The organism is Croceibacter atlanticus HTCC2559 (genome assembly GCF_000196315.1).
GTDB classification, from domain to species: Bacteria; Bacteroidota; Bacteroidia; order Flavobacteriales; family Flavobacteriaceae; genus Croceibacter; species Croceibacter atlanticus.
Genome location: NC_014230.1, coordinates 2816748 through 2836873, shown reverse-complemented (window position 1 = coordinate 2836873; position 20126 = coordinate 2816748). Strand labels below are relative to the sequence as shown.

19 protein-coding genes are annotated in these 20126 nt (G+C 30.0%); all 19 read left to right on the top strand.

What is annotated here, in order from left to right; translation table 11 throughout:
- The 19 genes from wecB to CA2559_RS12830 all read left to right on the top strand — a co-directional run bounded on the left by wecB (position 1) and on the right by CA2559_RS12830 (position 20126).
- Positions 1–1128, top strand: a complete 1128-nt coding sequence (gene wecB / locus CA2559_RS12920) for a non-hydrolyzing UDP-N-acetylglucosamine 2-epimerase (RefSeq protein ID WP_013188359.1) — start codon at positions 1–3, stop codon at positions 1126–1128.
- Positions 1125–2342, top strand: coding sequence for a UDP-N-acetyl-D-mannosamine dehydrogenase (gene wecC, locus CA2559_RS12915; protein WP_013188358.1), 1218 nt, complete (start codon positions 1125–1127; stop codon positions 2340–2342). The genes wecB and wecC overlap by 4 nt, the downstream gene beginning before the upstream one ends.
- Positions 2342–3349: an SDR family oxidoreductase gene (locus tag CA2559_RS12910; protein ID WP_013188357.1), complete on the top strand. Its 1008-nt coding sequence runs from the start codon at positions 2342–2344 to the stop codon at positions 3347–3349. The genes wecC and CA2559_RS12910 overlap by 1 nt, the downstream gene beginning before the upstream one ends.
- 2 nt (positions 3350–3351) lie before the next feature.
- Complete coding sequence (locus tag CA2559_RS12905; protein ID WP_013188356.1) at positions 3352–4653, top strand: nucleotide sugar dehydrogenase; 1302 nt, start codon at positions 3352–3354, stop codon at positions 4651–4653.
- Positions 4654–4759: 106 nt separating this feature from the next.
- Positions 4760–6217 (top strand): lipopolysaccharide biosynthesis protein, encoded by a 1458-nt coding sequence (locus tag CA2559_RS12900; RefSeq protein WP_148232823.1) that lies wholly within the window; start codon positions 4760–4762, stop codon positions 6215–6217.
- Positions 6218–6223: 6 nt separating this feature from the next.
- On the top strand, positions 6224–7234 hold the full coding sequence (gene pseB / locus CA2559_RS12895; protein ID WP_013188354.1) for a UDP-N-acetylglucosamine 4,6-dehydratase (inverting): 1011 nt from the start codon (positions 6224–6226) through the stop codon (positions 7232–7234).
- On the top strand, positions 7234–8427 hold the full coding sequence (gene pseC, locus CA2559_RS12890) for a UDP-4-amino-4,6-dideoxy-N-acetyl-beta-L-altrosamine transaminase (RefSeq protein WP_013188353.1): 1194 nt from the start codon (positions 7234–7236) through the stop codon (positions 8425–8427). The genes pseB and pseC overlap by 1 nt, the downstream gene beginning before the upstream one ends.
- Positions 8420–9112 (top strand): pseudaminic acid cytidylyltransferase, encoded by a 693-nt coding sequence (gene pseF, locus CA2559_RS12885; protein ID WP_013188352.1) that lies wholly within the window; start codon positions 8420–8422, stop codon positions 9110–9112. Before pseC ends, pseF begins: the two co-directional genes overlap by 8 nt.
- Positions 9099–9665: a GNAT family N-acetyltransferase gene (locus CA2559_RS12880; protein WP_041241035.1), complete on the top strand. Its 567-nt coding sequence runs from the start codon at positions 9099–9101 to the stop codon at positions 9663–9665. The genes pseF and CA2559_RS12880 overlap by 14 nt, the downstream gene beginning before the upstream one ends.
- Entirely contained in the window at positions 9662–10204 is a 543-nt protein-coding gene (gene pseH, locus CA2559_RS12875) for a UDP-4-amino-4,6-dideoxy-N-acetyl-beta-L-altrosamine N-acetyltransferase (RefSeq protein WP_013188350.1), read from the top strand. The genes CA2559_RS12880 and pseH overlap by 4 nt, the downstream gene beginning before the upstream one ends.
- Positions 10185–10607: a MaoC family dehydratase gene (locus tag CA2559_RS12870; protein WP_013188349.1), complete on the top strand. Its 423-nt coding sequence runs from the start codon at positions 10185–10187 to the stop codon at positions 10605–10607. The genes pseH and CA2559_RS12870 overlap by 20 nt, the downstream gene beginning before the upstream one ends.
- A gap of 4 nt (positions 10608–10611) precedes the next feature.
- Positions 10612–11628 (top strand): pseudaminic acid synthase, encoded by a 1017-nt coding sequence (gene pseI / locus CA2559_RS12865; protein WP_013188348.1) that lies wholly within the window; start codon positions 10612–10614, stop codon positions 11626–11628.
- Positions 11629–11635: 7 nt separating this feature from the next.
- Entirely contained in the window at positions 11636–13015 is a 1380-nt protein-coding gene (locus CA2559_RS12860; protein WP_013188347.1) for a capsular polysaccharide export protein, LipB/KpsS family, read from the top strand.
- Positions 13015–14187, top strand: coding sequence for an O-antigen ligase family protein (locus CA2559_RS12855; RefSeq protein ID WP_013188346.1), 1173 nt, complete (start codon positions 13015–13017; stop codon positions 14185–14187). The genes CA2559_RS12860 and CA2559_RS12855 overlap by 1 nt, the downstream gene beginning before the upstream one ends.
- Complete coding sequence (locus CA2559_RS12850) at positions 14174–15271, top strand: glycosyltransferase (protein WP_013188345.1); 1098 nt, start codon at positions 14174–14176, stop codon at positions 15269–15271. The genes CA2559_RS12855 and CA2559_RS12850 overlap by 14 nt, the downstream gene beginning before the upstream one ends.
- Positions 15272–15296: 25 nt before the next feature.
- Entirely contained in the window at positions 15297–17090 is a 1794-nt protein-coding gene (asnB, locus tag CA2559_RS12845) for an asparagine synthase (glutamine-hydrolyzing) (protein WP_013188344.1), read from the top strand.
- Positions 17087–17599 (top strand): acyltransferase, encoded by a 513-nt coding sequence (locus tag CA2559_RS12840; RefSeq protein WP_013188343.1) that lies wholly within the window; start codon positions 17087–17089, stop codon positions 17597–17599. The genes asnB and CA2559_RS12840 overlap by 4 nt, the downstream gene beginning before the upstream one ends.
- Before the next feature lie 176 nt (positions 17600–17775).
- Positions 17776–18741: a glycosyltransferase gene (locus CA2559_RS12835; RefSeq protein WP_013188342.1), complete on the top strand. Its 966-nt coding sequence runs from the start codon at positions 17776–17778 to the stop codon at positions 18739–18741.
- A complete protein-coding gene (locus tag CA2559_RS12830) occupies positions 18735–20126 on the top strand; it encodes a phenylacetate--CoA ligase family protein (protein WP_013188341.1) in 1392 nt (463 codons plus the stop codon). Before CA2559_RS12835 ends, CA2559_RS12830 begins: the two co-directional genes overlap by 7 nt.

Here is a 20126-nt window from a genome sequence, read left to right as displayed (position 1 = left end):
ATGGCAAAAACAAAACACTTAATAGTCTTCGGTACACGTCCTGAAGCTATTAAAATGGCACCTTTAGTAAAAGAATTTCTTAAGAATAACTTACATTTTGAGACTAAAGTGTGTGTAACAGCACAACATAGAGAAATGCTGGATCAGGTTTTAGAGTTTTTTGAAATCACACCAGATTTCGATTTAGACTTAATGAAACCCAATCAAAACTTATACAATCTTACAGCTGAAATTATTGTGCAGCTAAAAGAGGTTCTAGAGGAGTTTAAGCCCGATTATGTGTATGTACACGGAGACACAAGTACAACTATGGCCACAAGTATTGCAGCGTTTTATTCTGGTGCAAAAGTCTGTCATGTAGAAGCAGGCTTAAGAACGCATAACAAATGGTCGCCGTTTCCAGAAGAGATTAATAGACAAGTAACGGGCAGGATTGCAGATATTCATTTTGCACCAACTGAAACGTCTAAGGCAAATTTACTGTTAGAAAATATAAATAAGGAGTCTGTAGTAATAACAGGAAACACCGTTATTGACGCCCTAATGGAAAGTGTGGAGAAAGTAACAGAAAAGCCTTCAAAAACAATTCAAGACTTAGAAAAAACCTTAGGAAAGAAAGATATTATTTTAGTGACTGGACATAGACGTGAAAATCATGGCGATGGTTTTGAGAAGATTTGTAAGGCATTAAAAACGATAGCGATTCAAAAGCCAGAGCTACTAATTGTATATCCGGTACATTTAAATCCTAAAGTAAAAGAGCCAGTAAACAGAATATTAGGCGAAATAAGTAATATTATGTTAATAGACCCGTTGGCATATCAAGACTTTATTTGGATGATGAATCGCTCAAAATTAATTATTACAGATAGCGGCGGCGTACAAGAGGAAGCGCCAAGTTTAGGAAAGCCAGTTTTAGTTATGCGTGATACAACAGAACGTCCTGAAGCAGTCGATGCTGGTACCGTGATCTTAGTAGGTACAAATACCGAGCTAATTGTATCAGAAACCTTAGATTTGCTAAATAATACAGAACGTTTTAAGCATATGAGTACACTACATAATCCTTATGGAGATGGCAAGGCTTGTGAGCGTATAGTAAACCATATTCAATCTTTAGAATCATGAAACCAGAAGTCGTAATGATTGGGTTAGGCTATATAGGTCTACCTACAGCAGCACTTATTGCTTCAAACAAGGTTTTTGTTTATGGAGTTGATATTAATTCAGATGTAGTTGAGACTATCAATAGAGGAGAGATTCATATTGTAGAGCCAGAATTAGATAGTGCAGTGGCTAATGCTGTAAAAAATGGGTTTTTAAAAGCAGGTCTTAAAGCACAGGAAGCCAACACGTATTTAATTGTAGTACCTACCCCATTTAAAGACAAGAATGAGCCAGATATCTCTTTTGTCGAGGCTGCTACAATAGGTATTTTACCATTGTTAAAGGAGAATGACCTATACATAATAGAATCAACATCGCCAGTAGGGACTACGGAAAAAATGATGAATTATATATATGCAGAACGTCCAGAACTTGAAGGGAAACTGCACATCGCATATTGTCCAGAACGTGTGTTGCCTGGAAATGTCATGCATGAGTTGGTACATAATGATCGCGTCATTGGAGGTGTAAATAAAGAAAGTACAGATCGTGCTTTGGCATTTTATAAAAACTATGTAAAAGGTGAACTTCACGCGACAAATGCACGTACCGCAGAAATGTGCAAACTAGTAGAAAATTCGTCTAGAGATGTGCAAATCGCTTTTGCTAATGAATTGTCTTTAATATGTCACAAAGCAGGCATAAATGTTTGGGAATTAATTAAACTGGCAAATAAACATCCTAGAGTAAATATTTTACAACCAGGAAGTGGTGTAGGAGGGCACTGTATTGCAGTAGATCCTTATTTTATTGTTGCAGATTTTCCAATGGAATCTCAAATTATAGGTAAAGCTCGAGAAATAAATAACTACAAATCATTTTGGTGTGCAGAGCAAGTAAAAAATGCTAAACTGCAATTTCAATTGGACCATGGTAAAAAACCTAAAATTGCGTTAATGGGCTTGGCATTTAAGCCAAATATAGATGACTTAAGAGAGTCTCCAGCTAAATACATAGCACAAAAAGTATTACAAGACGCACAAGATGAAGAATACTACATTGTGGAGCCAAACATTCAAGAGCACAAAGTGTTTAAATTAACAGAGTATAATAAAGCAGCGGAGAATGCAGATATAATTGTATTTTTGGTGGCTCATAATCAGTTTAAATACTTGACAAACTTAAATAGTAAGATAGTATTAGACTTTTGCGGAATCTCACAAAATAAACTTTAATGAACTTAACCAATCAACAAAAAGAAAAACTTAAGGGAGCAAAAATCCTTATAACCGGCGGTGCTGGTTTTATAGGATCAAATCTATGCGAATTCTTTTTAAAGCAAAATGCAATAGTGACTTGTTTAGATAATTTTGCGACAGGACATAAACACAATATAGCGCATCTTATGACTCATGAAAACTTCAGTTTAGTTGAAGGAGATATTAGAGATGTAGAAACATGTCAAAACGCTGCAAATGGTCAAGATTATATTTTACACCAAGCGGCTTTAGGCTCGGTACCAAGATCTATTAATGATCCGATTACGTCTAACGACGTTAATGTTGGTGGGTTTCTTAATATGTTGATTGCTGCAAGAGATCAAAAGGTGAAGCGTTTTACATATGCAGCAAGTTCATCAACGTATGGCGATTCTGTAAAATTACCTAAGATAGAAGAAGAGATAGGACAGCCACTATCGCCTTACGCAATTACCAAATATGTAAATGAGTTATACGCGACCAATTTTAAGCTAACTTATGGTTTAGATACGGTAGGCTTGCGTTATTTTAATGTATTTGGCAGGAAACAAGATCCAAAGGGTGCATATGCAGCAGTGATACCTAAGTTTGTCATTCAATTTATGAATCATGAAAGCCCTACCATTAACGGAGACGGTACATTTTCTAGAGATTTTACATATATAGACAATGTCATTCAAATGAATATGTTAACCATTACAACAGATAATGAAGACGCATTAAATAAGGTGTACAATACGGCTGTAGGAGACAGAACAACCATTAAAGATGTAGCGACACAATTAAGAAAGCAACTTTCGAAATTTGACACTAAAATTAAAGAAGTAGAAATATTAAATGGCCCAATTAGAAAAGGTGATGTACCACATTCATTGGCCTCTATAGATAAAGCAAAAAGATTATTAGACTACAAACCAACCCACGAATTTAATGATGGGTTAAAGGAAGCTGTAGACTGGTATTGGAATAATTTAAATAAATAATCATGGCAAAAACAACAATTGCTATTATTGGATTAGGTTACGTAGGATTACCATTAGCAAGACTTTTTGCTACTAAGTATCCCGTAATAGGGTTTGATATAAATGAAAATAGAGTAGCTAAGTTAAACAAGGGTCATGACGATACACTAGAGGTTGAAGATGATATTTTGCAAGAGGTACTGGTTCAAGACAAGAGTCAATTAGAAAACAAAGGCCAAGGGCTTTTGTGTACTTCAGAAGTTAGTGATATTAAAGATTGTAATGTTTTTATAGTAACGGTGCCTACACCTGTAGATAAAAATAACAGACCAATTTTAACACCATTATACAAAGCTAGCGAGACTATTGGTGGCGTGTTAAAGAAAGGCGATATTGTAATTTATGAATCGACAGTATATCCTGGTGCCACAGAAGAAGAATGCGTGCCAGTGTTAGAACGTACTAGCAATCTTAAATTTAATGAGGACTTCTTTGTAGGATATTCACCAGAGCGAATTAATCCAGGTGATAAAGAGCACACAGTCGAAAAAATATTAAAAGTAACGTCAGGTTCAACACCCGAGATAGGAAAAAAAGTAGATGCACTCTATGCAGAAGTGATTACTGCAGGAACGCACCTTGCACCTACAATCAAAGTAGCAGAAGCGGCTAAAGTGATTGAAAACTCACAACGTGATATTAATATTGCATTTGTAAATGAGCTGGCTAAGATTTTCAATATGATGGATATTAATACCCATGATGTTCTTGAAGCTGCAGGTACAAAATGGAATTTCTTACCCTTCAAACCAGGCTTAGTAGGAGGACATTGTATAGGGGTAGATCCGTATTATCTGGCACAAAAAGCACAAGAACTAGGCTATCATCCTGAAATTATATTAGCAGGCCGTCGTATGAATGACAGTATGGGGCAGTATGTGGCAAGTGAAGTGGTGAAGTTGATGCTAAAACATGATTTAAAAGTAAAGAATGCTAAAATTTTAGTGTTAGGAATTACGTTTAAAGAAAATTGTCCTGATGTAAGAAATACCAAGGTGGTTGATGTGGTTAAGCATCTAAAAGACTATGGAACTAACGTAACTATTTACGATCCTTGGGCAAATCCAGAAGAAGTACAACATGAGTATGGTCTACCTTGTCATGCTGAACTCGATTCAGCATCTCATAAAGCCTACGATGCGATCGTACTCACAGTAGCACATAAGCAATTTTTAGAATTAAATTTAGATGATTACAAATCAAATAACGCTGTTGTCTACGATGTTAAAGGTATTTTAGGCGGCAAAGCAGATAATAAATTATAACTAATTTACTTTTTAGTAAAATTATACTATTCACGATTTGACAGAGAGTAATTCTAAGCCAATAGAAAACTTAAGACGAAGTGCCTTTTTAAACAGTTTAACAGGCATGATAGATTACATCTCTAAAATAGGTGTTGGTTTTTTTTTAAATCCTATCATGGTAGCCGTATTAGGTCCCGTATATTATGGGGCTTGGCAAGTTATAAGTCAATTGAATTCTTATATGGCTACTGCAGATATTAGGGCAGCAACATCACTTAAGTTCATATTATCCAGAGACCGGAGTGTTAGTAATGAATTAGAATTAAAAAAATCTGTTTCTTCAGCATTATATGCAAATCTAATATTTATTCCTTTTTATCTAATAATAGGACTTGTTATAATTTGGTTCGCACCAATTCTTGCAGGTGTTGATAAACAATATTTCAACAATGTTAGAATAGCATCTTCACTTTTGGTATTATCATTTATAATAACTCAATTCTTTTTTTTATTCGAATCTACCTTACACGGTATGAATTTGTCTTATAAAAGAATTGGTATAAGAGCAATTATTGTCATACTTGGAGGGATATTAACAGCTGTAGTTTTATACTTAGGTTTTGGTATTATTGGAATGGCAGCTATACAAATATTTATAGCTACAACAATAGGTTTATCTTTTTGGTGGATAGTGAAGAAGAACATACCTTGGTTTGAATTTGTTAAAGTAAAAAAATCTAATGTTGTAAGTTTTATAAGGCTAAGTGGTTGGTATATGCTTTTAAAATTTTCGGATTTATTTAGTCAATCAATAGATATGATTTTATTAGGGTTTTTAGCAGGTCCTAAATATGTAGCTGCTTATGCAATTTCTAAATATATGATGATGGCTACTTCTGGAATTGTCAGAACGGTTTCTAATTCAACTTCAATTGGAATAAGTAAATTTATAGGAGAAAAAAAATTTGAAAAATTAATTGAAGCACGATCCCAAATAGTTTCTATACAATGGGTGTTAATTATTGTAGGTGGTTCTTTAGTTTGTTTATATAATAAATCATTTGTTAGCATTTGGACTGAAGATGATTTATTTTCTGGTCAACTAGAAACTTTTTTTATAGTTATGATTTCTTTAGTTATGGTTTTATATCAAGTTGATAGTGGTATTATAAACTCAAGTTTAAACATTAAACGAAAAATTCTATTAACATTATTATCAGCAACCATATCTGTTATATTATCATTTGTATTGATACCTTATTTTCAAACTTTAGGTATGTTAATTAGTATTTTTATTGGGATATTGTTTTTGGCATTTTCAAATACCTTCTTAGTAATGAGATTTACTTCAAATAAAAGTGTGTTTAAAAATTTATATTTTTCTCGCTTAAGTCTTGTCGGATTTATTATAATACTATTATCTAGTTACTTATCTTTATTAATTAATGTTGAAACTTGGCTTTTACTTTTTATATATACAGCTGTCACATCAATTATCCTAATACTTCTAACTTGGTTTTTTGGAATGAATAATTACCAAAGAGTTTTAATACTTAATACTTTAAAAAAAATAAAAAAATAAAATACAATGCTTAGAGACAAATCATTACTTATAACTGGAGGTACAGGATCATTGGGTAGAGCTTTAACATCACATATATTAGAGTTATACCCTTCAATTAAACGATTAGTCATTTTTTCTAGAGATGAACAAAAGCAATTTGAGATGGCTCAAGAGTTTCCTGCAAATGAGTTTCCTCAAATTCGTTTTTTTATTGGTGATGTAAGAGACTATGATAGAGTTAAAAGAGCATTAAAGGGGATTGACTATGTGATTCATGCTGCAGCAATGAAACACGTGCCAATTGCTGAATATAACCCAATGGAATGTGTTAAGACAAATATTATGGGTGCAGAGAATATAATTAATGCTTGTTTAGAAACCGAGGTTTCTAGGGTAGTAGCATTATCTACAGATAAAGCTGCAGCACCTGTAAACCTTTATGGAGCAACTAAATTAGCTTCAGATAAATTATTTGTAGCCGCAAATAACATTACGGGTTGGAATCCCATTAAATTTAGTGTTGTCAGGTATGGTAATGTGATGGGTTCTAATGGTTCTGTAATTCCATTTTTCTTAAAAAAGAAAAAAGAAGGTGTGCTTCCAATTACAGATACAACAATGACACGCTTTAATATATCATTACAGGGTGGTGTAGATATGGTAATGCACGCATTAGAAAATGCTTGGGGAGGTGAAATTTTTGTCCCAAAAATCCCTAGTTATCGTATCACAGATGTAGCAGAGGCTATAGGTCCAGAATGTGAAAAACCCGTTGTTGGAATAAGGCCTGGTGAAAAAATTCATGAAGAAATGATAACATCATCAGATAGTTACTATACATACGATTTAGGTAAATATTACACCATTATTCCAGCTACACATAGATGGAAGTTAGAAGAATTTATAACTAAATTTAGCGCGAAGAGAGTAGCAGACGGTTTTAAATATAATAGTGGTGAAAATGAGGATTGGGAGACAGTGGAAGGACTAAGAAATCTGATTAAAGAACACGTTGATCCTAATTTTTCTTTATAATGAGTTTCTCTATTCCATACGGTAAGCAAAACATTACTCAAGAAGATATAGATGCTGTAGTTGAAGCTTTAAAAGCAGACTATCTAACTCAAGGTCCTAGAATACTTGAGTTTGAGAAAGCCTTTGCAAATTATGTTAATTCCAAATATGCTATTGCGGTATCAAATGGTACTGCAGCATTACACTTAAATGCATTAGCTTTAGGTGTAAAAAAAGGAACTAAAGTCATTACAACACCTATTACTTTTGCAGCATCTGCAAATTGTGTGCGCTATTGTGGTGGCGAGGTTGTATTTGCAGATATAAATCCAGATACATATTTGTTAGACATTAATGCAGTCAAGAAATTACTTGAAGCGTCTCCTAAAGGAACGTATTCAGGTATAATTCCCGTGGACTTCGCAGGTCGCTCAGTAAACTTAGAAGCCTTTAAAAAATTAGCAGATGAGTATGATCTTTGGATAATTGAAGACAGTTGTCACTCTCCTGGTGGTTATTTTATAGATTCTAAAGGTGACAAACAACATTGCGGTAACGGTAAATTTGCTGATTTAGCAATTTTTTCATTTCACCCAGTCAAACATATTGCAAGTGGTGAAGGAGGAATGATTACTACTAATGATGAAGCACTTTATAAGAAACTTATGGCGCTTCGTACACATGGGATTTATAAAGATGATAATGCCTATACCAATTCCCAAATGTTTGCGTCTGCAGGTGAAAGTGACACTACCTATCCTGGGTGGTACATGGAAATGCAAGACTTAGGATATAATTATAGGATTACAGACTTTCAATCAGCACTAGGTTTGAGCCAACTTAATAGAGCAGAAAAAGGTTTAGTGAGACGTAAAGAAATAGCGGCAACATATTTTGAAAACTTCAGGAATAAAGATTTTATTATAGGACAATCTGGTGTTGTTGAAGGCCATGCGTATCATTTATATATTATAGAAGTCAATAAAAGGTTAGAGCTTTATAATTTCTTGAGAGAGCATAATATTTATGCACAAATTCATTACATCCCTACACACCTTATGCCATACTATAGGCAATTAGGTTGGGATGAAGGAGACATGCCTAATGCGGAAAATTATTATAAGCATTGCATAAGCTTACCTATGTTTCCAACACTAACAAATGAGGAGCAAAGTTTTGTGATATCTAAAATTAACGATTTTTACAATGGTTAAATCACTTTGTATAATACCAGCTAGGGGTGGAAGTAAACGTATACCAAGAAAAAACATAAAGGACTTTTTAGGGAAACCAATTATAGCTTATTCTATTGAAGCTGCAATTAAAAGTAATTTGTTTGATGAGGTTATGGTGTCTACTGAGGATAGTGAAATCGCAGAAATCGCTAAACAATATGGTGCCAGAATCCCATTTATGCGCAGTAAGGAAAAAGCAAATGATTTTGCTACGACTTATGAAGTGATTGAAGAGGTACTTGATAATTATGAAAAAATGGATATGAATTTTGAAAAAGCTTGCTGTTTATATCCGTGTGCGCCATTAATTACTTTTGAAAAATTACAAGAAGCTCATGATAAATTAGATAGCTTTGACGTAGCTTTTCCAGTAGTCAAGTATAGTTTTCCTATTCAGCGTGCATTACTTAAGGATAAAGATGGTAAAGTAATGTTTTTTCAACCTGAGTATGAAACTACCCGTTCTCAAGACTTAAAAGAAAGTTATCACGATGCGGGTCAATTTTATTGGTTTGTGGTTAAAAAAATTATTAAAAATAAAGGCTTATTTACCAATAACACTGGTGTATTAGTTTTATCTGAATTAGAAGTTCAAGATATTGATAATACTAAAGATTGGAAATTAGCAGAATTAAAATATAAACTAGTACATGGTTTTTCCTGACAAATATAAAGCTTTGAAAATTAAAAGCTTATCGGAGTTGGAGTATTCCATTGTTCCCATACGGTATAAAGATCGTTTTAAAATCATGCAATGGCGTAATGAACAGCTCTTTCATTTACGACAGGTAAAACCACTTACAGAAAAAGATCAAGAAAACTATTTTAGAAATGTAGTGGCTAAGCTCTTTGAGCAAGAAAAACCAAATCAACTTTTATTTTCCTATTTAAAAAATAATGAGTGTATTGGATATGGTGGTTTAGTGCATATTAATTGGTTTGATAAAAATGCAGAAATATCATTTATTATGAAAACTGAATTAGAAAAAAATGAGTTTAAAAAAAATTGGAAAATTTATTTGAATTTACTTGAAAAAATGGCTTTTGAAGAGTTAATGTTACATAAGATTTACACTTATGCTTTCGACCTAAGGCCATTATTATATGAAGTATTAGAGGAGTTTGGTTATTTAAAAGATGCAGTTTTAAAAGATCATTGCTTGTTTAATGGAGAATATAAAGATGTTATTATTCATTCAAAAATTAAATACTTATGAACGATATAAAACTAGTTTCCTTAAGTGAAGAGCATTTGGAAATGGTAAGAAACTGGAGAAACTCCGATGAGGTTTCTTATTATATGTATACTGATAAAAAAATTACTAAAAAACAACAGGTAGAGTGGTTTAAAAACGTAAAACAAAGTGAATCTTGTAAATATTGGTTGATTGAGTTTAATGGAAACTATCTTGGACTAGCTAGTTTAACAGATATTAATAAAACCCTTAGCAGTTGTTATTGGGCGTTCTATCTTGGTGAGTCATCTATACGTGGAGCTGGAATTGGTGGGAAAGTTGAGTTTAATGTATTAAAATATGTATTTGAAGAATTAAACTTAAATAAATTGAGATGTGAGGTCTTTGAGTTCAATGACAAAGTTATAAGAATGCATGAAAAATATGGATTTCGAAGAGAAGCATTTTATCGCGAACACTGCTTTAAAAACAATCAATGGCATAATGTTGTAGGTCTTGCACTTTTAAAACGAGAATGGTTGTTACTAAAAAATATAATACATGAACAAGTTTATAAGTAAATTAAATGAAGGAGATACTTATCATGAGTTATTCTCTTATTCTCAAAAAGATGTAGATAACTTCGCTGAAATTTCAGGAGATAAAAATCCTATACACCTAGACGAAGTTTATGCATCTAAATCAATTTTTGGTAGAAGAATTGTGCACGGATATTTAGGAACGAGTATTTTCTCTAAAGTTTTTGCAACTAATTTTCCAGGAGAGGGAACTATATATCTTAAGCAAGATCTTAAATTTTTAAAACCAATGTATGCAGATCAGCAGTATAAAGCTTACTTTTTAGTTAAGGATATTAGGCTTAATAAGCATAGAGCACTTGTTTTAACAGAAATTTTTGATTCAGATGCGACTTTAGTGGTGTCGGGAGAAGCTTTAATTCAAAATAGAAATTTTATAATTTAATATATTGAAAAATTTAAATACAGTATTTATTATAGCAGAACTCTCCGCAAACCATGGTGGAAATATAGAAATAGCTAAGAACACGATTAGAGCAGCTAAAAGAACTGGTGCAGATGCTATTAAGTTACAAACCTATACTCCAGATACAATTACTTTAAATTCTGAGAAGGATGACTTTATTATAAAGGGAACTATATGGGAAGATAGGAAACTATATGATTTATATAAAGAAGCTTCTTTGCCTTGGGAATGGCACAAAGAACTATTTGAAACTGCAAAAGAAGAAGGATTAGTATGTTTTTCTTCACCGTTTGACGTTACTGCTATAGATTTTTTAGAAGACTTAGAATGCCCTATATACAAAATTGCGTCTTTCGAGATTACAGATGTAAATTTAATTGCTTATGCTGCATCTAAAGGTAAACCAATGATAATGTCCACAGGTATAGCAACGAAAGAAGATATACAATTAGCAGTGGATACATGTCGAGAAGCTGGTAATAATGATATCACGTTATTAAAGTGCACATCATCATACCCAGCACCAATTGATGAGGCTAATTTGGTAATGATGCAACGCTTTGCTAAAGATTTTAATGTTAAAGTGGGGCTTTCAGACCATACCTTAGGGACAACCTTACCGGTTGTAGCAACTGCATTGGGTGCAAAAGTCATAGAAAAACACTTTATTTTAGATAAAAGTATAGGCGGTCCAGATGCTAGCTTTTCTTTAGATGAAGAAGAATTTACACAAATGGTTTCTGAAGTTCGTAATGCGGAAATTGCTATAGGTAAAGAAACCTATGAGCTTACGGCTAAACAACAATCTGGAAAGGTTTTTTCAAGATCTTTGTATGTTACAGAGCCTATTTCTGCAGGAGAAAAAATAACTGAAAAAAATGTAAGATCTGTTAGACCAGGTTTTGGCCTACACCCTAAATACTTAAACGAAATTATTGGAAAAAAAACCAATAAGGATTTAGATAAAGGAGACCCATTGTCTTTGTCTATTTTAGAATAGTAATTGTATGAAGCATGTTTTGTTAGATCCGGGAATGTTACCCTCAAATCAACTAAGTGATATTTTTGATAGGTTTTCAGAGAAAAATAATTTAACATTATTAACGAATAAGGGTTCTGAAAGCAAAGTATTAAAATCAAATATATATTCTAAAATTTTATATTATGAAGATTTTAAACTTATTTTTCAAAATCAAAAATTAAAAAAAGAATATTTATCAAAATATACCGATATACTAAACGATGTCCTAAATGATCATCGTACACTTTTAATTGCAGAGCGCGTTAACAAAATTATAGCTTGGAACAGTTTATTTTCAATCACCTCAACAATTGAAAAAATTGTGTACAATAGTTTATTTTACTTTCAAGAAAATAAAATAGATTATATCTTATTTCAGGCAACTCCTCACAATTTACCCAACTGGGTTTTGTCAAAGGTGGCAGAATACCTAGGAATCCCCGTTAGAATGATTCAAACTTCTCCACTGCCATGGCGCTATTGGATTGTTGAGGGTCTTGATATTCAAAAACCTGTATTTCCAAAAACATTTCCTGTTAATGAGTTTGATACTTACCTTTCAAAAACCTATATAAAATTAAATCAAGCAGATTATAATAATGCTTTACCAGAATATGAGAAAAAACGTTTAGATCAGTCTAAAGGAAAATTTTGGTCTTGGAGTAAAGAATTACATAAGGTTATAAAAAACCCAAAATTTCTGATTTATTTACCCACTAAATACAATTTATATAGACTTTATAGTAAGCTATCTATTGCCCCAAGTTTAAGTAAGAAATATATTATTTTCTTTCTACATTTTCAACCGGAAAGAACATCAATGCCAGAAGGTTTGGCCTTTTCTAATCAATGGTTAATAATTAGAATGATTTCAAACACTTTACCGAAGGGATGGAGGTTGCTTGTAAAAGAGCATCCTTCTATATATACAAACCATTTAGATTTTAGGTATAGAAATTCAAAACTATATAAAGACATTAATTCTTTGCACAATGTTGAATTAATTAATTTAAGTTTTGACACCTTTAAGTTAATTGATAATTCACAAGGAATAGCAACCATTACAGGTACTGTAGGTGTACAGGCTCTTATTAGAAACAAACCAGTTTTAACATTTGGTGTGGCTTCTTATCGTAACATTAAAAATGTATATTCTATACAATCAAATAATGATTTAATTTTAGCTTTTAATAAGATTATGGAATACGTACAGGAAGATAACTTTAATAAATTAAATGAAATAAATAAAAAAACTATAAGTGGAATCAATAAAGAAATATTTGAAGAAAATAACTTTTATAAAGCGGAATATAGAATTATTGGGCATCTAAAATTAATTAAGCTCTTATTAGAAACAAACCAATAATGGGCTTTATAAACTTAACAATAAAATGGAATGTAATTAAATATACTTTATATTTTTTGTTAATTCCTATTGGATACTTAAATGCTTCTTTAAATTGGTTAGTTATACTATTAGGCCCTTTTTTACTATATAGAATTCCAAAATCGTTAAAAGTATTTAGGCTTGAGAAAAATTTCCTAATAGCATTATTATTTTTTCTAAGTATAGTTATATTTAGTGGTATAATTTCAATAGATCCTTTATATCCAGTTAAAAATGCATTAAATATAATTTCTATAATATTAGCATGTTATTTTGTTGCCTTACGATTAAAAACTAAAAGTGAACTTTTTGATTTTTTAAATAGTATCTTTTATACATGTGTAGTATTTGCATCTATACTTTATTTTATATCATTTGATGGTTTTACATTTAATTTTATTGAGTCAGACTCCTTTGGTAAAAATTCTTCAGCAGTAATCTTATTCATTGGTTTAGTTGTTAATTTATTAAGAGATCAATTAATTAAATCTCATTTAATTTCCATAGTATTTACGTTATATTTTTATGTTTCTATTTTTTTTACTGCTTCAATTAAATCCATTGTAGTTTCTACGATTTTAATCCTTTCATTTTACGTTTTAAAATCTTCCATAAGTTTAAAAAAAATATTCTTAAATAGTTTTTTTACAGTACTATTTATAATAGTATGTATTTACTTTTTAAAAGATACTGAGTATTTAAATAACTATTCAGTTTTAAGAATAACTTCTAGATTATCTGTGCTTTTTGGAGGTAGTTCTGAAATAGGTTATATTGATTCTGAATACATGACTGGATATAGAAGCTACTTAATTAGTAAGGGGTTGTCAATATTTTATGAAAATCCAATAATAGGTATTGGTTTAGAGAATACAAGAGCTTACCTTGGAACTTATACACATAATAATTTTGTAGAAATTTTAGCTGGAACGGGTATTTTAGGTTTTGGCTTTTTCCTTTATGCAATCTTAACAATATTCTGGTCTACTTTAAAGATTTATAATATCCAATTAAAGGTAATATTAATTATAAGCTTATTTTGTTTTATGTTAATTGCTAATGCCCAAAGAATTTATGATAATAGATTTTTGATGATTTTTATGTTTAGTTTTATATCAATACAAAACGTTATAAATAATGAAAAACAGTAAACACATTGCAATTTTTGTACCTTCATTTCTAGGAGGTGGTGTTGAGAAAATGATGGTTTATCTAGCCAATAATTTTGTCGGCAAAAACTATACTGTTGATTATATAGTAATAAACAATTCTGGGCCTTACAAAAAATTATTGTCAAGTCAAGTTAATATAGTTGACTTAAGAAAAAAGAGGATTTTGAATACAATTTTTCCTCTAACAAAATATTTAAATAATAATAAGCCTGATGCTTTACTTACCGCTATGAATTATGTAAATATTATAGCTATAGTATCATGTATTTTATCCTATAATAAAATTAATATTATTATAAGTGAAAGAGCGATTACATCATTGAATATAATACAATCACGATATTCTTTTTTAATGAAAATATTAATAAAGTTATTTTATAAATATCCTAAAAAAATTGTAGCTATATCTACTGATGTAAAAACAGATTTAGAGAATAATTTTAATGTCAAATCAAAAAAAATTAAAGTGATTTATAATATGGTTAATATTAATAAAATAAATAAAGTTATTCCAGATGAATCGATAAGAAAACAACTAGGAATCAAAACCACTAATAATTTATTAATTGCTATAGGGAGATTAGATAAATATAAAAACTTTCAATACTTAATTAGCTCTTTAGTACATTTAAAAAACTTAAATAATACCCATTTAATATTATTAGGTGACGGTGAAGAAAAAGAATCATTAGTTAATCAAATTAATTTATTGAATTTAAATAAGAACGTTAGTTTGCTTGGATTTGTTGATAACCCAGAATCATATTTAAAAGTATCTAATTTATTTATATCAACGTCTACTCAAGAAGGTTTTGGGAACGTTATAATAGAAGCAATGGCTGCTGGTGTGCCAGTTGTTGTAACTAATTGCTTAGGAGGACCAAGAGAAATCCTGTGTAATGGAAAATTTGGTGAATTGGTACCACTAAATAAACCTCAAATTTTAGCTAAAGCTATAGAGAAATCATTGAGTAGAAAAAAACATCCAGACATTAAAAAAAGATCTAAAGATTTTAGCATCAATATTATAAGCCAACAATATCTTAATTTTTTATTTCAATAATATGTGCGGTATATACGCTACAAATATGAATTTCAAAAATTCTGAAATTCAAGCCAAATTAAAGTCAATTGAATTTAGAGGGCCAGATAATTATGAGATGAAAACTTTCAATAAAGTTAAACTTGCTCATTTAAGACTTTCAATATTAGATTTAGATTCTAGATCGAATCAACCATTTAGTTATAAAAATTTATCAATTTCATACAATGGAGAAATTTATAATTTTAATGATTTAAAAAAAGAACTAGCAAATATTGGTTATACTTTTTACACTGAAAGTGATACTGAAGTATTATTAATTGGTTACTATGAATGGGGTGAGAGAGTTTTAGATAAACTAAATGGTATGTTTGCCTTCGTTATATATGATAGTATAAAAGATACTATTTTTTGCGCCAGAGATAGGTTAGGTGTAAAACCATTTTATTATAAATATTTGGATAATAAATTTGAAATATGCAGTCAAATTCAACCTCTGTTAGATTCTAATAATAAACTTTCTGAAATTGCTATTTCGGTTTACCTAGATTGTGGATACGTTCCATCTCCTTTTTCAATATTTGAAAATATTTTTAAATTAGAACCTGGGAGTAAAATGATTATAGATTTAACAAAAAAGGCAATACTTATAGATAAATATTGGGATATAAAAAAAACTGAGACTTTAAAAATATCCTATAATGACGCAAAAAATAAATTGCATGAATTGCTTGTTGATGCAACTAGAATTAGAATGCAATCAGATGTACCTTTAGGAACTTTTTTATCTGGTGGTATTGATTCAGCATTAGTCACTAGTATTGCAGCAAGTATTTCAGAGAGAAAAGTTAGTTCTTATACAATTGGATTTAATGAAAAGAGATTTGACGAAAGTAGTACTTCTACTGCATTTGCAAAGGCTTTAAAAACAAAACATAAAGTCAAACATTTGGTTACTAATGACTTGTTGGATTTAATACCTAAATTAATTGAAGTGTATGATGAGCCTTTTGCAGATAGTTCTGCATTGCCGTCACTTTTATTGTGTAAAAACACTAAAGAAGATGTAACAGTTGCACTTTCTGGAGATGGTGGAGATGAAAGCTTCATGGGGTATAGAAATTTTGATTACCTATCAAATAAAATACAAGTAAATAAATTACCCAAATGGTGTAGGGCTGCGATGGCTCGACTTCCTTTAGATTATATATTTAGATATAATAAAGCTAGATTAAAATCACTTTTTAAATCTAGTACTGATGGTTTTACGGAAAACATTTTTATAAGTTTTAAAACTTTACAAAAAAAAGATTTAAAAACTAAATGGTTTAGTCATTATGAAAACTATAAATTAAAATCCAATAACCCTTATCAAAAAATGGCCGATTTAAATATAAAACTTTGGCTTGAAAATGACAGTAATGTAAAAGTTGACAGGGCCAGCATGGCTTACTCTATGGAAGTGAGAAGCCCTTTTTTAGATTATAGAGTTATTGAATTTGCAAGGTCCTTGCCTGTTGGTTATAGATATTATAAAGGGAATAAAAAGAAAATATTAAAAGACATACTAAGCGAATACTTACCAAAACATTTATTTGATTTACCTAAAAAAGGTTTTGGTATTCCCCTTTTTAATTGGCTTCAAGGTGATCTCAAGGAAAATGTTCTCAAAGAACTAAATGATGAATTTCTTTTAAGGGTTCCAAATTTAAATGTAAAACTTTTTAAACATCAATTAAATCAATTTTATCAAAATAAAATTGATCATTCAAGTAATATATGGAAATTATATATTTTAGCTCTTTGGTTCAAACGTTACTATAAACAAGAAGATTTATGATTAAAATAATAAACTTTTTAAAAAAAAAGATTTTAAGCCATGAGAATTATGCAAAATCTTTAGGTGTTAAAATAGGTGCAAATTGTAATATTCAAAATGTATCATTTGGTTCAGAACCATACCTTATTGAAATAGGAAATCATGTTCAAATTACTAATGGGACAAAAATCTTTACACACGGTGGCGCTTGGCCCTTAAGAAAGAAATACCCGGATCTAGATTTTTTTGGAAAAGTAACTCTTAAAAATAATATTTATGTTGGTAATAATTGCTTAATTATGCCTGGCGTTACTATTGAATCAAATGTAATAATAGCCTCTGGTTCTGTTGTAACAAAAAGCGTTAAAGAAAATTCCATAGTCGCTGGGAATCCAGCTAAAGTTATCGGTAATCTCAAAGAATTTGAAATTAAAGTTTTACCATACAATCTAAAGTCAAAACAACTAGATTATAATTCTAAGAAAAAACACTTACTTGAGCAAAATGAAAATAGATTTATTAAAAAATAAAATTTAAAGCTATTAAAAAAAACGTATCAATTCTTTTAATAACCTTTGGTAGTGGTGGAGCAGAGAAGTTTGTTAGTTTATTATTACCTAACCTGATAAATGATTATCAGGTTAATTTAGTTTTATTTAATGAAATAATTCACTTTACAATTCCAAAGGAAGTTAATGTTGTTGTATTGAATTCTAATACTAACTTGAATTTAATTAGTAAGATATTTTTATTTCCAAAATTAGTTTTTTTATATAATCGTTTTTTACAACAAAATAATATAGAAATATCATTATCCTTATTAACAAGGCCTAATTTATTAAATGGTCTTATTAAGTTATTTAATAAAAATGTAAAAGTTATTATTAGCGAACGCTGTTATCCTTCTATCGCATATAGTTCAAAATCTTATAGATTAAAACTCTATAAATTTTTAATACCAAAGCTTTATAATAAAGCTGATGTGTTATTTTCTAATTCTTATGAAATAAATAAAGATCTTAATGAAAATTTTGGAGTAAAGTTACCGATGAATGTAATTTACAATCCAGTTATTAAAAAAACATTCAAAACCTCACATAGTACGGAGGCACCAAGTGATTATACATTAATAAATGTAGGGTCATTATATGCTATAAAAAATCAATCTTTATTAATTAATGCTTTAGCGAATATAAAATTTAATTGTAAACTTTATTTTGTTGGTAATGGGGTTGATATGGAAAAACTAAAATTTAAATCTAAAACATCAAATCTTGATTCTAAAATAAATTTTGTTGGAAAGGTTAAGAATGTAGATGATTATTTACTTAAATCAGATTGTTTTATTTTAACATCAAATTCAGAAGGCTTTCCTAATGTTTTACTCGAAGCTATGTCTGTAGGCTTACCTGTGATATCAACAAATTGTAAATCTGGTCCTTTAGAAATTTTAAACGAGAATGAAACAATTGTAATTAAGAAGGGAGAATTTTATTTAGCGAAATATGGAATATTAATTAATATTAATGATTCAATTGCATTAGCTAAAGCAATCGAATATTTTTATGATAATAAATCAGAGAGAGATTACTATGCTAAATTGGCGTATGATAGATCGAAAGATTTTAATTTAGAGAGAATATACCCACAATTAAAAGACATATTATGTTAGATAAAATATATGATTGTTCACCACACTTCATTCAGAATTTATTTGTCAGTGGTTATAATATTTTAGCTTACAAAAAACGTTATGGAGGGAAATATAAAGCCTTTAGAGACTTATATAAATTGAATAGGAGCTTATCACGTGAAGATTTATTAAGATCTCAAAAATCTCGCTATAAAAATTTTATTGAACAAGCTATAGCAAACTCAGAATTTTATAGAAAACTTTATAGTGATATAGAAAATCCTCAAGATTTAGATAATATACAACGCTTGCCTATAATTGATAAAGAGCTATTTCGAACTAATATTAATGATATCACAATTAAGTCAAGGAAAAAACTAGTTAGTTCAAAAACAGGTGGTACAACTGGAAAATCTTTGGAAGTGCATTATAAAGAAGTAAACCTACAAGAACGATTTGCACTTTTGGATGATTTTAGATCTAGATTTGGTTATAAATTAGGAAAAAAGACTGCTTGGTTTTCAGGTAAAAAAATTCTAACTATAAAGGATGTAAATGAAAAAAAGTTTTGGAAATATGATTATTTTAATAAAACGAAATATTATTCAACATTCCATTTAAAAAATAATTTTTTACAATATTATGTAGAAAATTTAATAAAATTTAAACCCAAATATCTTGTTGGGTTTCCATCAACCATAGCAGAAATAGCACGTTATGGTTTAGATAATAATTACTTATTTCCTGATAATACAGTTAAAGCAGTTTTTCCTACTGCAGAAAACTTGACTAAACAAATGAGAGAGTTAATTGAAAAATTCTTCCATACTGCTGTTTATAATCAATATGCATCTTCCGAAGGAGCACCATTCATTTTTGAATGTAAAAATGGTAACTTACATTTAGAATTACAAAGCGGTGTATTCGAAGTATTAGACGAATGTAATAACCCTTCAACCACAGGAAGGTTAGTAGTAACTTCTTTTACTACAGAAGGTACGCCACTAATACGTTATGATATAGGTGATTCTATTACCTTGAAAAACCAAAATTTAATCTGCAGCTGCGGAAATAACAATCCTATCGTAAAGTCAATTAATGGGAGAGTAGCAGACTATGTTTATTCACCAGAAAATGGTAAAATAAATATTGTAAATATAGCAAACGCTATAAAAGATGTTAAAGGCATTATTTCATATCAAATTATTCAAAATGAAATAAACTGTTTGAATTTTAACATTATTATCGATAAGAGTATTTATAACAACGAAGAAGAAAAACTGTTCAAAAAAAATTGGAGAGATAGAGTTGGTGATAACATGGAATTTAATATTAATTATGTCAATAGTATAAATGTTGAGAGTAGCGGTAAACATAGAGTTGTATTAAATAATATAAAGGATTTAATCGAAAAAACTGTATAG